Here is a 12,669-nt window from a genome sequence, read left to right as displayed (position 1 = left end):
GCTGCGACGCGGAAATCGCGCGCCGTTGCCGCGCCCCGCAGTGCCCGCTTCCCCCGAGAACAATTATCAGTGCAGGTAGACGGTGTGCCCTATTTCAAAAATAGCCGGCATGGTCTGCTTGTGCCGATCTGGCCCCGTAAACCGGCATAGTTTTGAAATGGCGCTTCGGCAGTATTGATTCCCGCCCCGGCGTAACCAACCCTACAGCCCGTATTTCACGACGACTCGGTTGATGCGGCGACACCAAGGCTTGTACAGGGCGACCAAAAACACGCAGGTCGCAAGGCCGTGCGTGATATCGAACGGTACGGCGGTGGCAAGACGCGCCATGGCACCCGCCCACGTGAGCGGTTGAACAAAACCGATAATGTCGTAGGCGTTGATCACAACGCCGTACAGCAAACCCGAAGCAAAGCCGTAGGTCAGCAGCGCCGGCATACGCACGGTGCCATCGGCGCGATCAAAAGCACCCGCATACGCCAGCGCACCGCCAACGTATCCCACGAGCCCCCAGGCATACATCTGCCACGGCGTCCACATGCCCTGTCCAAAAAAGAAATTGCTGGTCAGCGCCGCCAGCGCGCCAACCATAAAACCATTGCGGCGGCCAAGCGTCGCCCCCGCGATAATGGCGATGGCGCTCACCGGTTTAAAGTCGGGAATGGGGCCAAACAGAATGCGCCCCGCCGCAGCCAACGCCGCCAGAACCAGCGTTGGCATAATCTGGCGTAAGCCCGGGCGCGACGCCTCGTAGCCCGCAAAGAACAGCGCGAGCACCAGCGCCACCACGACAAGCATGGCAAGTGCCGCCTGTTCAACGCCCGCCAGCAACGCCGCAGCCATCACGGCTGGCACCGCCAGCAGCAGCGGGATCTCCAGTTTTGCGAGCAGGCGCGCGACGCGATAATCCGTCATCCCATCACGCCCTATAAAACACGTTGTCGGCAAAGAAGTCGGCCGGCGGCTCCATGCAGGCAATCTCACCGTCAAACATCATGGCAACGTCATCGGCAACCTGCTCGGCAAAATCCAGATCGTGCGTGGCCATGATGACGGTGCCACCAACCTTCGCATGGTCACGCAGGGCGCGGGCGATGATGCGGCGACTTGCCAGGTCTAGACCCTTGGTGGGCTCATCGAGCAATAGCAGTTCGGGGCCGATTAGCAGCAGTTTTGCCAATGCAAGCAGTTGACGCTGCCCGCCCGAAAGGTCATAGGGGTGGCGCTCCCCCAAGTCCGCGAGCCCCAGACTCGCCGCGCGCTCCCGCGCCATAGCCTCGTCGTACCCGCAGGCCGAAGCCCATTCCATCAGCTCGTCGCGCACCGTCTCGGCAACCAACAACGCCTTGGGATTCTGGGGCAGCAGCGCTGCCGAGGCCGCCCCGCGCACCATGCGGCCGCGCTGCAGCTTGGCGGTCTTCGCCAGCACCGAGAGCATCGTCGACTTACCGCATCCGTTGCCGCCCACGATCGCATGCACCGCACCGGCCGAAAACGCCACGTCGAGCCCGCGCAGCACCCAACCGCCCGCGCGATCGTAGCGAAACCAGCTCCCTGCCAGGGTGGCAGCCGACCCGCCGTGCATTTTTTGGAGTATTCTGCTCCCATCCGTGCGCGGGAAGGCTTCCGAGCCGTTCTCGAGCGACGTTTGCGCCACAAATTCGGACGATTTGTCCAATTCCGAACTTTTTTTCGCACTCGATACGTCCCCGGGCGGCTCCAGAGAGCCCAAATTGTCCTCACGCCTGCTGAATACTCCGTTTTTTGCACATCGGATGGCACCCCACCCCAACATGTCATCGGAAAACAGCGATTCTCGGCGTCCCAAAGAAGCCATATCCGCCACCTCGCGCACGCGACCGTCCTCAATCCGGTACGCACACGTCGCATACTCGAGCATTGGGCGCGGTTGATGCGTAGCCACAACAACCGTGCAGCCCAACTCACGGTTCACGCGAAACAGCGCGTGCAGAAAATTCTTCTCGGCAACGGGATCGAGCTGAGACGTGGGCTCGTCGAGTAGCAGCACACGCGGACGCAGCGCCAGGACGGCGGCAAGCGACAGCAGCTGCTTGCGGCCGCCCGAAAGCGTATCGGTATCGCGATGAAGCCAGTCCTCCAGACCAAAGAAATAGCTGGTCTCAGCTACGCGACGGCGCATCTCATCACGTGCTAGCCCCAAGTTTTCCAGGCCAAACGCCATCTCGTGCCACACGGTTTCGCACACGATCTGGTTCTCGGGATCCTGGAACACATAGCCCACGCGCTCCGCGGACGCCCGGACGTCCATGTCGGCAACGTTCTCGCCCAGCACGCGCGCATCACCAGTGCGCTCGCCCGCCGGCGCGATCTCGGGCTTGAGCAGCGACAGCAGCGTCGACTTGCCCGAACCGGTACCGCCAACAAGCAGCGCAAATGCACCTTGGGGAACACGCCAATCAAGCCCCTCGAGCACCGGTGCCCCGGCCCCGGGATAGGCAAAACTAAGGCCCTGCACCTCAATCGCCGGAATATCCGGGCCGCACGCCGCGCCCGACACCGGGCCCCTATCCAACCGAGCCATCAGCCAAACCTCTTCTCATCAATCGCGTGCGACGCGCAAGGCAGCATCATCCAGGCAGCGTACACGACATAGCCCAGCCACGGCGCCGGCACCGAGAGCTGCGGATAAAACGAATACTGCGTTGTCGCGGTCCATGCCACCGCCACCGCGGCGGCACCAAACAGCGCAAGCCCAACCAGCGCGGCAACGTCGCTGCGCCCCAGCCGATACCGCGCATACGTCGTACGACGCGTCGCGGCACCCCACCCGCGCGAGCGCATCGCGTCCGCGCGCTCCAGCGAATCTTCCATGCCCCAGCCCATCAACACGCTCGACGCCCGCAGGCGCGAGCGTACGGGGTCGGCCGGCGCGCGGCCCGGCACATCAATCGCATCCTGCACCGCCAGCACCGTACGACCGCGGCGCAAAAACTGCGGGATAAGCCTCATGCACATCGAGATCATGAGCGCAATCACCGGTGCAGCATTGCCCAGCAGCGCGAGCACCTTGTCGTATTCGAGCATCGACGCCGCCGCCTCAAACCACAGCACGCTCGCCACAAACAGCCCGCCCATGCACAGGCCGTATACCATGCTCTCCAGATACACCGCGCGCATGCCAATACGGAACAGCTCCGTCGAGCCCGAGGCGCTAAACAGCGGATTGAGCACCGCGACGATCAAAATCACCGGCAGCTGCCAGCGGAGCGCGCCCAGCGTGCGGGCAGCCCCACGCGTCGCAAATCCATACGCCAGCCCGCCCGCAAGTGACAGCGCAATCAGTACCGGCTGCATCGAGAACATAGTGAGCCCCAGCGTCAGCACTATATAGAGTGCCGGCACAGCCGGATGCGACATCGAGAATGCCGCGACGGGCTCGCCGCCAAACTCCTCTCGTATGTTGTCCACGGGCACCCCCGTCCCCTCGCTCAAACAACAGCTCCGCAGCACCGCCAACGCCGCACGCAAGCAGTGCAAACGCCACGCCGGCGGCGCAAGCCTCAACCGCCGCAAACCAATCGTTACGCGCTCGTCATATGCCTGCGGTATCATATTGCGCCGTGTATCGTTTCCAAACACACGTCTCTATAACGTAACAGGAGATCACATGGACGCAACCGCAATTATCCTCGCCGCCGGCGAGGGCACCCGCATGAAGTCGAACCACTGCAAGGTTTCGCACAAGATCCTGGGCAAGCCCATGGTCCAGTGGATCGTCGACGCTACCATCAAGGCCGGCTGCAGCCGCGTCGTGGTCGTCATCGGCAGCCACGCCGACGAGATGCGCGCCCTTATCGACGGCGCCTACGCCAACAGTGCCACCAAGGTCGAGTGCGTTGAGCAGACCGAGCGCCTGGGCACCGGCCACGCCGTGAAGGTCGCGCTCGAGGCCTGCGGCATCACGCAAGGCCCGGTCGTCGTACTCAACGGCGACCTGCCGCTCATCACCGCCGACACGGTCGCCAAGTTCGCACAGACCGTCGCTACCGGCGAGCTCGCCTGCACCGTCATGACCATGACCCCGCCCGACCCCTTCGGCTACGGCCGTATCAAGCTGGGTGCCGACGGCCAGATTGAGCGCATCATCGAGCAGAAGGACTGCACGCCTGAGCAGGCCGCCACGCTGCTTGAGTGCAACGCCGGCTGCTACGCCTTCGACGGCGCGCAGCTTGCCGCCCATATCGACGAGATCGGCAACGACAACGCGCAGTCTGAGTACTACCTGCCCGACATGCTCGAGATCCTCAAGGGTCACGGCCAGGCGGTCTCCATCTTCCACTGTGACGACTACCGCGACGGCCTGGGCGTCAACAGCCGCATCCAGCTCGCGCAGCTCACCGCCATCGCGCGCGACCGCATCAACGAGCACTGGATGGCCGAGGGCGTTACCTTCATCGACCCCACGCAGGCCTGGATCGGCCCCGATGCCGTTATCGGCCGCGACACCGTCGTCTGGCCGCAGACGCACCTGATCGGCCACGTCACCGTGGGCGAGGAGTGCCAGCTCGGCCCCAACAGCCGCCTCACCGACACCACCGTCGGCAGCGGCTGCACCATCGATGAGACCATCGCCATCGAGGCCGTCATCGAGAACGGCGTCGACTGCGGCCCGCGCGCCTACCTGCGCCCGGGCACCCACATGCTCGACGGCTCCAAGGCCGGCACGCACGTGGAGATCAAGAAGTCCACGATCGGCGAGGGCTCCAAGGTGCCGCACCTGTCCTACATCGGCGACACCACCATGGGCTCCGGCGTCAACGTGGGCGCGGGCTCCATCACCTGCAACTACGACGGCGTCCACAAGCACAAGACCGTCATCGGCAAGGATGCCTTCATTGGCTCCGACACCATGATGGTCGCGCCCGCCCAGATCGGCGACGGTGCACTCGTGGCCGCCGGCTCCGTCATCACCGAGCCGGTCCCGGCAGACGCGCTCGGCCTGGGCCGCGCCCGTCAGGTAAACATTGAGGGCTGGGCCGCCGATTATCGCCGCCGTCTGCACGAGGACGACGAGGTATAACGTTTTACCAAGCATCCAAGGAGCTGTTCCATGGGGGGGGGCGGCTCCTTTTTCTATCGTGACCTGCGCAACCGGATGAGTGGTCGGTTCGTGTCCGTTGGCGGTAAAGACGTTATCAGGACCCGATAAACCCCGCCGCGCGGTTACAATGCAACAAGGCATCTATATGGCATTCGATGTATAAAGGAGAAGGGTAATGCCGATTAATGATCCCGAGAAGTCGGAGAATATGCGCAAGTCCATCCGCGTGTATTCCGGTTCCTCCAACCGTCCCCTCGCTCAGAAGATCGCTGAGTACCTTGGGGTCGAGCTTTCGGGCCTTACGCTAAAGCAGTTCGCCAACGGTGAGATTTACGCCCGCTACGACGAGACCGTCCGCGGCGCCGACGTCTTCCTGATTCAGTCCGTGGCCGGCGGCAACGTCAACGACATGCTCATGGAGCTGCTCATCGCCACCGACGCTGCCAAGCGCGCATCCGCCCGCTCCATCACCGCCGTTATCACCCACTACGGCTATGCCCGCCAGGATCGCAAGGCCGGCCCGCGCGAGCCCATCACCGCCCGCCTCGTCGCCAACCTGCTCGAGCGCGCTGGTGTCAACCGCATCATCACCCTCGACCTGCACCAGGGCCAGATCCAGGGCTTCTTCGATATCCCGGTTAACCACCTGTCCGCACTGCCGCTGTTTGGCCAGTACTACAACGACATGCACTTCGACACCGACAACCTGGTTGTCGTCTCCCCCGACGTGGGCCGCGCCAAGGCCGCCAAGAAGCTGTCCGACATGCTCGGCTGCGACCTGGCCATCGCCCACAAGGGCCGTCCGCGCCACAACGCCGCCGAGGTCATGGGCATCATCGGTGACATCAAGGGCAAGACCTGCATCATCAACGACGACATGATCGACACCGCTGGCACCCTGTGCGCCAACGTCAAGGAGCTCAAGGCCATGGGCGCTGGCGACATCTACGTCTGCGCCACCCACGGCATCTTCTCCGGTCCGGCCATCGAGCGTCTGAACGACGCCCCGATCGTCGAGTGCCTCGTCACCGACGCCATTCCCGTCGAGGTCGGCGGCAAGATCAAGACCATCTCGGTCGCCGAGGAGTTCGCTCAGGCCATCTCCGCCGTTTACCACGAGGAGCCCGTCTCCACGCTCGTCGGCGGCGACTTCGCGCTGTAGTCGCATCGTCCTTGCAACCCGGCGCATCGCCGTCGGAACAGAAGAAACCCCCGCGCTCCCCCTTGCTTCGCAAAGGTCGCGCGGGGGTTTCTTCTGTTCCGACGGCTTGCTCTGCCGCAGCCGTGCTTTTGTCTGGTGGGATTTCGCTGAAACGAAGTCTCGCCTTCGGCGGGCGTGGTAGCCTTTGTCGTTGATTGAACTATTTACGTAACGGAGGACAAATATGGCAGCTGCACAGCCGCTTAAGATTCGCATGGTTGCCGGACTTGGCAACCCCGGCGATGAGTATGCCGAGACCCGCCACAACGCCGGTTTTAAGGCGATCGACGAGCTGGCCCGTCAGGCCGGCGTCACGTACTGGAAAAACCAGGCAGGCGCCGAGGTCGCGCTCATCAACATCAACGATCCCGAGGAAGAGGGCGGCAAGCGCCAGATTGTGCTGGTCAAGCCGCAGTCGTACATGAACACCTCGGGTGGCCCCATCTCCAAGCTCTGTCGCGAGTACAAAATCAAGGCCGAGGAGCTGCTCGTGATCCACGACGAGCTCGACATTCCCGCCGGCGACGTGCGTGTTAAGGCGGGCGGCGGCCACGCCGGCCACAACGGCCTGCGCTCCATCATCGACAAGATGGGCAGTCGCGACTTCAGCCGCATCCGCACCGGTATCGGCAACCCTCCCGGCAAGATGGCCGTGGCAGACTACGTGCTCAAGCAGCTGCGCACCCGCGAGGCCGAGGACTTCCAGGACACCTGTGCCCGCGCGGCCGACGCCGCCGGCCTGGCAATCGTGCACGGCGTGGTCTACGCCCGCGACCACGTCAACGGCTCCGCCTCCGCCAACGGCAAGCACTAAAACCTACCATTTAGGGACAGGTTTATTTTGGCAGGTTTTATATGCGAAAACGCCGCAGCGGCCGCATCGCAATAAGCCCTGTACCGCCATACATATGCAGCGCTCCAAAGGGTGCCGGCCTCACCGATGCGCGAGGCCGGCACCCTTTGCCGTTTTGCCTGATAAAACCTGCCAAAATAAACCTGTCCTTTTTGGTGCGTCACTTTTCCCGCCTGCCAAAGATACACGTAAGCGACATGCCCATGAGGGTATAATTTGCACCGTATGTCTGCACAACGCCTGTGCGCGTACGGTTTTATTCGGGCTGCCGTCCATTTCCGTGGAGGCACGGTTCGGCCGCCCTAACAAGAGAGGGGTTCTATGTATAAGATCCTGGAGAAGACGCAGTTCTCGGAGAAGGTGTTCAAGTTCCGCATCGAGGCGCCTGCAATCGCCAAACATGCGCACGCTGGACAGTTCCTCATGGTCCGCGCCAACGAGACGGGCGAGCGCGTCCCGTTTACCCTGGCCGGCTGGAACGGTGACGAGGGCTGGGTCGAGTTCATCTTCATGGTGATCGGCAAGACCACCGAGATGCTTTCCACCTACGAGGCCGGCGAGTCGCTGCGCGACGTCGTGGGCCCGCTGGGCGTTCCCACCGAGATGGCCGAGGGCCCCTGCGCCGTCATTGGCGGCGGCGTCGGCCTGGCAATTGCCTTCCCGGTCGCCAAGCACCTGGTCGAGACCGGCCACGAGGTGCACGCCATCATGGGCGCCCGCACCAAGGACCTCCTGCTCATGGAGGACCAGTTCCGCGAGCTCCTCGACGAGGACCACATCCACATCACCACTGACGACGGCTCCTACGGCGAGCAGGGCGTTGTCACCGCTCCGCTGGAGCGCCTGCTGCAGGACAAGGCCGTGAGCCAGGTCTTCTGCGTCGGCCCCGTTCCGATGATGAAGTTCTCGACCCTCACCGCCCAGAAGTACGACACCCCCATCACCGCGTCGCTCAACCCCATCATGGTTGACGGCACCGGCATGTGCGGCTGCTGCCGCGTCGAGGTGGGCGGCGTGACCAAGTTTGCTTGCGTCGACGGCCCCGACTTCGATGCCACCCTGGTCGACTGGGATGACCTTCGTGCCCGCCAGGCCGCTTACCGTTCCGAAGAGGGCGAGTCCCTCAAGGCCTATGAGGAAAAGAGCTGCGCATGCCACTAGTTAACGGTCGTTTCGTTGCCGATATGAAGTCGCCCCGCACCCCCGATAACGAGGAGCCGGCTGCCGAGCGCGCCTGCGACTTCCGCCCCGTCGACAAGGGCTTCACCGAGGAGATGGCGCTGGCCGAGGCCGAGCGCTGCCTCAACTGCAAGAAGCCGTTCTGTGTTGAGGGCTGCCCCGTCAACATCAACATTCCCCGCTTTATCGAGCAGATCCGCGCGAAGGACTTCGGCGGCGCTCTCGATACCATCCGCGAGGACTCCATGCTTCCCGCTATCTGCGGCCGCGTCTGCCCGCAGGAGAACCAGTGCGAGGGCAAGTGCATCCGTGGTAAGAAGTCCGAGCCCGTGGCCATCGGCCAGCTCGAGCGCTTCCTGGGTGACCGCCCCGAGCTCGCCTCCACGCCCAAGATGGCCCCCAAGAACGGCAAGAAGGTCGCCGTCGTCGGCTCCGGCCCGTCCGGCATCACCTGCGCCGGCGAGCTCGCCCGCAACGGCTTTGACGTCACCGTCTTTGAGGCCTTCTTCACCGGCGGCGGCGTGCTGGTCTACGGCATCCCCGAGTTCCGTCTGCCCAAGGCAGTCGTCAAGCGCGAGATCGACGGCCTGGAGGACATGGGCGTCAAGTTTGAGTACAACTCCGTCGTGGGCAACATGGCCACGGCCGAGGAGCTGTTCGAGCAGGGCTTCGACGCCATCTACGTGGCGACCGGCGCTGGCCTGCCCAAGTTCCTCAACGTCCCCGGCGAGAACCTGCCCAACGTCTTCTTCGCGAACGAGTACCTCACCCGCGTGAACCTGATGAAGGCCAACAAGTTCCCCGAGTACGACACCCCCACCAAGCACGGCAAGAACGTCGTTGTCTTTGGCGGCGGCAACGTGGCTATGGACGCCGTCCGTACCGCCAAGCGCCTTGGCGCCGAGCACGCCATCATCGCCTACCGTCGTACCGAGGACGAGATGCCCTGCCGTCGCGCCGAGCTGCACCATGCTAAGGCCGAGGGCGTCGAGGTTCTGCCGCTCGTCTCCCCGCTCGAGTTTGTCGCTGGCGAGGACGGCTCCGTGTGCGCCGTCAAGGTCCAGAAGATGGAACTCGGCGAGCCTGACGAGTCCGGCCGTCGTCGCCCGGTGCCCATCGAGGGCGCCATCGAGGAGATCCCCTGCGACGTCGCGATCTCGGCTATCGGCACCAACGCCAACCCCTTCGCTGCCAAGATCGGCGGCAAGATGGAGCTCAACAAGTGGGGCTACATCGTTGCCGACGAGGAGACCGGCCAGACCACCGATCCCCGCATCTGGGCCGGCGGCGACATCGTCACCGGTGCCGCTACGGTCATTCTGGCGATGGGCGCCGGCAAGAAGGCCGCCGCTTCAATCACCAAGAGCCTGCTGGGCGAGTAATCACCTACAGAGCTAGCCATTCAACGGCAAAGTCCCCGTCGAGCACGCGCCCGGCGGGGACTTTTTCTATGCCGACCGCCCAAACCACCACGATGGGGACAGGCACCTTTGTGGTGGTTGGGGGCCTGGCCGGTCGTTTTGTCTCGATCTGTAACACCTGGAGCCCGTTGAGCCTTGTAGTTGTTACAGATCGAGATATTGCTCCAGCCGCACCCGCTTTGTCTCAATCTGTAACAGTTAGAGGCCAAATTCCTCGCTACATGTTACAGATCGAGACGTTAGGTTGGCGGCCATTCGGTTCATCTAAATCTGTAACATCTAGGGCCGTTTTGGGCAGCCAGGTGTTACAGATCGAGATCTCGCAAAAGCCGAGGATGGGCGCCGTCACCAAAACCTAACGCTTGCGACGCTTGGTCGCGGCGATGCCGGCCGCGGCTACGGTTGCGCCGGCGATGCCTAGGGCGGCGACCGTCATCGCGGTGGTATCCCCCGTGGTAGCCAGGACAGCAGCGCCCTTCTTGGCCTGCGTGGTTTTCTCAACCGTCTTGATCGTGGCGGTTGTCGTGGCCGGCTTGGCCGCGGGCTTCACCCCAGGCTGCGGCGTCGGCTTGGAATCCGGCGTAGGCTGCGGGTCGGGAGTCGGCGTGGCTTCGGGCGTAAAGGTCAGATCGGTGTTGAGCCACAGGGTGTAGATCCAGCCGCTGTCCTCATCGGATACGCTATCCGCGACCTGGTAGCCGCACTCCTGGCCGTTGATCACCAGCTTGGTGTCGGGCGTAAAGTAGAAGCCGCGCGCGGACTTGAGGTAGATACCGTAGCGATAGGTCACGCCGGGCTTAAAGGCGTCGATGTGATTCGTGATGTTCTGATCCCAGAACTTCTGAGAGTTCACTTCGCTGCCATCGCTGCCCGTCCAGAACTCACACTGAGGAAGGGAGTTGGAACCCGTCGGAACGTTCGCCGTAAAGACCGGCTTATCGCCCGCCTTGAAGGTGGTCGTGGCGCCGTTGATCTCGATAACGTCGATGGCCCGCCATTCGTCGATCGGCTGCTCGCACAGCATATTGTCAGCGTTTGGCGCGAAGACGCCGTTGACGGTCTTGATGTGGTGCGCCCAATGACCGTTGACGTACATCATGCAGTCATCGGCCACGGTATTGTCGCCCTTGAGCCTCAGCTCAACGGAGTACATGTAGAACTTGCCCTCCTCGAAGTGGTCAATCTTCTTCATGCCCGGCGTGTACTTTGCGGGGTCGGAATACCAGAAGGCAACGGGCTTGAGCTCCGCAGGGTCGCTGCCATCCATCTCTTCCCAGCACTCATAGGCGATCTCATACTTATCGGCATCGGCGGCAGGAATCGTCGCGGTCGCACGCGGCGCCTCGCCGGGCGCGTAGTCGGTTTTCACATCGTTGACGTTTAGATTCTCAAGAGCTTCGTTTTCCGACGAAGCAGGCATCGTAATTGTTTTAATAGCAGGGACATACAGGAATTCTCCGCTTAGACTCGACTTTACGGTTTCCCCGTTTACGGTAACAACGGTTTCATCGCTGAAGGAATATCCGTCTTTTGGCTTCAGCATAAGAGAATACACGTACTCTTTCCCGCTTTTAAACTTTGTAATAGTCGGCAGGGAACCATGTGAGCCGTTATCGGAATACCAGGCAGCAACGGGTTCGTTGTTTTCAAATTCCTGCCAGCATTCATAAGCGATTTCGTATTTATCTGCATCGTAGTTAGGGACACCTGCCGTCGCCTGCGGACCAGTATCCAGCTGCCAATTGAAGTTCGTATTCTGAACATTGGCAAAGGAGATGGATTCCGATTCTGATTCCGCTGCCGGGATAACAAGGCACGCCCTCTCGTAGACATGGGTGCGGGTGTAGTAGTCATCCCGGATCTCGTTAATAGTGGGTTTCCCGGTCGCCTCGGTGTCTCCTTTAAAGGCGTCGTCCGGATCACCGATGATGATATTCCCGGGCTCTGTACCCGTATACGTAAGCTTGGATCCATCATAGGTGGTCGTCATCTTGGACTTATTCTCCTTGTACTCCGTAAAGTACTTCTGTTCCTCCTTCTGTCTCTGAATCTTGCTGATATCCAGGGTAAGCGTTGTTTTATTGCTCGCACTGTCATACGCCGCATGGACGATCAAGTCCCCCAGGCCGATAAAAGTCAAAGCGCTACCATCGAGAGCAGACTGGTCTCCATCTACAAGGGCAATCCCCTTCACATACTCAATCGTTTCTTCTTTCTTGATGTCGGTGTAATTGTTCCGCACCGTAATATTGACCCTAACGCCGCTGCCGCCAACAACATCGGTCACACCGCAGGGCATGATGGCGTCATTCGCCGGCGTGGCGGCGTTATCGCTGAGAGTGTTTTGCTCAGCGGGTGCCGCATCGCTAGATTCATCGGCGGTGCCAGCCGGAGTCGTCTGCTGAGGTTCAGCGACGGTTTGTACCGTCGGGGCAGCATCGGTTGCAGGCGCGGTCGAAGCAGCTGGTGCGGTCGTCGCAGCCGCATCCTCCGCAACCGCCGGCGTCACCGGAGCCGCGGCAACCTCGTCCGTCCCAGCGGCGGGATCGGCGCATTCGTTCGCCAGCGCCACGCTCGGCAGCAGCAGCTGGCCGACCATAAGCGCACACGCGCCGACGCACGCGATTTTGGCACCCACACAACGCCAGGCACCGTGAACCAGCGAGCAGGTACGCTCACGCTGAGTTTGCTTATCAAAGTGGCTTCCGTTCATAACGGCCTCCTTGGTCGATGGGCCATACCACCACAAAGGTGCCTGTCCCCTTTGTGGTGGTCCTGTACCACCAAGATGTGCCAAATGACTCCGCACGCCTAGGTTCGTAGATGCGAACCTAGGCCTCTAACTGCGGTTTAATTCAATATGATTTCGCCATCGCCACACTCGTCCCAAGGACGCTACAATCGAGGACACAATCATTCGTCCATCCAAAGG

Annotated in this window: 9 protein-coding genes; 5 read left to right on the top strand and 4 right to left on the bottom strand. The window is 62.1% G+C overall.

Features of this window, described 5'->3' with window-relative positions; translation table 11 throughout:
• Positions 1-201 precede the first annotated feature (201 nt).
• From AB5Z14_RS07180 to AB5Z14_RS07170, 3 genes are read right to left on the bottom strand one after another with little or no spacing between them, the layout of a single operon-like run.
• Positions 202-915 (bottom strand): DUF6580 family putative transport protein, encoded by a 714-nt coding sequence (locus AB5Z14_RS07180; RefSeq protein ID WP_117800062.1) that lies wholly within the window; start codon positions 913-915, stop codon positions 202-204.
• Positions 916-919: 4 nt separating this feature from the next.
• The gene (locus AB5Z14_RS07175) at positions 920-2,563 is read right to left on the bottom strand and encodes an ABC transporter ATP-binding protein (protein ID WP_368130890.1); all 1,644 of its coding nucleotides are present in this window, start codon (positions 2,561-2,563) and stop codon (positions 920-922) included.
• Positions 2,563-3,450 carry an energy-coupling factor transporter transmembrane component T gene (locus AB5Z14_RS07170; RefSeq protein ID WP_368130889.1) on the bottom strand — a complete coding sequence of 296 codons (888 nt, stop codon included), beginning with the start codon at positions 3,448-3,450 and terminating at the stop codon, positions 2,563-2,565. The genes AB5Z14_RS07175 and AB5Z14_RS07170 overlap by 1 nt, the downstream gene beginning before the upstream one ends.
• 199 nt (positions 3,451-3,649) lie before the next feature.
• Here AB5Z14_RS07170 and glmU point away from each other — a divergent pair, with 199 nt between their 5' ends.
• The 5 genes from glmU (at position 3,650) to gltA (ending at position 9,698) form a co-directional block, all read left to right on the top strand.
• Positions 3,650-5,062, top strand: a complete 1,413-nt coding sequence (gene glmU / locus AB5Z14_RS07165; protein ID WP_117640980.1) for a bifunctional UDP-N-acetylglucosamine diphosphorylase/glucosamine-1-phosphate N-acetyltransferase GlmU — start codon at positions 3,650-3,652, stop codon at positions 5,060-5,062.
• A 196-nt stretch (positions 5,063-5,258) separates the two neighbouring features.
• Positions 5,259-6,245 carry a ribose-phosphate diphosphokinase gene (locus tag AB5Z14_RS07160; RefSeq protein WP_022094252.1) on the top strand — a complete coding sequence of 329 codons (987 nt, stop codon included), beginning with the start codon at positions 5,259-5,261 and terminating at the stop codon, positions 6,243-6,245.
• A 223-nt stretch (positions 6,246-6,468) separates the two neighbouring features.
• Entirely contained in the window at positions 6,469-7,098 is a 630-nt protein-coding gene (gene pth, locus AB5Z14_RS07155) for an aminoacyl-tRNA hydrolase (RefSeq protein WP_368130888.1), read from the top strand.
• Between the two features lie 360 nt (positions 7,099-7,458).
• The gene (locus tag AB5Z14_RS07150) at positions 7,459-8,298 is read left to right on the top strand and encodes a sulfide/dihydroorotate dehydrogenase-like FAD/NAD-binding protein (RefSeq protein WP_006235793.1); all 840 of its coding nucleotides are present in this window, start codon (positions 7,459-7,461) and stop codon (positions 8,296-8,298) included.
• Positions 8,289-9,698, top strand: a complete 1,410-nt coding sequence (gene gltA / locus AB5Z14_RS07145) for an NADPH-dependent glutamate synthase (RefSeq protein ID WP_089572633.1) — start codon at positions 8,289-8,291, stop codon at positions 9,696-9,698. The genes AB5Z14_RS07150 and gltA overlap by 10 nt, the downstream gene beginning before the upstream one ends.
• A 394-nt stretch (positions 9,699-10,092) precedes the next feature.
• Here gltA and AB5Z14_RS07140 read toward each other — a convergent pair whose 3' ends face one another.
• A complete protein-coding gene (locus AB5Z14_RS07140; RefSeq protein WP_368130887.1) occupies positions 10,093-12,450 on the bottom strand; it encodes an LPXTG cell wall anchor domain-containing protein in 2,358 nt (785 codons plus the stop codon).
• Between the last annotated feature and the right edge of the window lie 219 nt (positions 12,451-12,669).

The sequence above is a fragment of the Collinsella aerofaciens genome, from assembly GCF_040910265.1.
GTDB classification, from domain to species: Bacteria; Actinomycetota; Coriobacteriia; order Coriobacteriales; family Coriobacteriaceae; genus Collinsella; species Collinsella aerofaciens_BK.
Note: the sequence above shows the minus strand (reverse complement) of the source record. Positions and strands in the feature narration are given on the sequence as shown.

Excerpts from the sequence above, each read along its gene's own strand:
- glmU (WP_117640980.1), top strand. The coding sequence starts at position 3,650 with ATGGACGCAACCGCAATTATCCTCGCCGCCGGCGAGGGCACCCGCATG.
- AB5Z14_RS07180 (WP_117800062.1), bottom strand. The coding sequence starts at position 915 with ATGACGGATTATCGCGTCGCGCGCCTGCTCGCAAAACTGGAGATCCCG.
- pth (WP_368130888.1), top strand. The coding sequence starts at position 6,469 with ATGGCAGCTGCACAGCCGCTTAAGATTCGCATGGTTGCCGGACTTGGC.
- AB5Z14_RS07150 (WP_006235793.1), top strand. The coding sequence starts at position 7,459 with ATGTATAAGATCCTGGAGAAGACGCAGTTCTCGGAGAAGGTGTTCAAG.
- AB5Z14_RS07175 (WP_368130890.1), bottom strand. The coding sequence starts at position 2,563 with ATGGCTCGGTTGGATAGGGGCCCGGTGTCGGGCGCGGCGTGCGGCCCG.
- AB5Z14_RS07140 (WP_368130887.1), bottom strand. The coding sequence starts at position 12,450 with ATGAACGGAAGCCACTTTGATAAGCAAACTCAGCGTGAGCGTACCTGC.
- AB5Z14_RS07160 (WP_022094252.1), top strand. The coding sequence starts at position 5,259 with ATGCCGATTAATGATCCCGAGAAGTCGGAGAATATGCGCAAGTCCATC.
- gltA (WP_089572633.1), top strand. The coding sequence starts at position 8,289 with ATGCCACTAGTTAACGGTCGTTTCGTTGCCGATATGAAGTCGCCCCGC.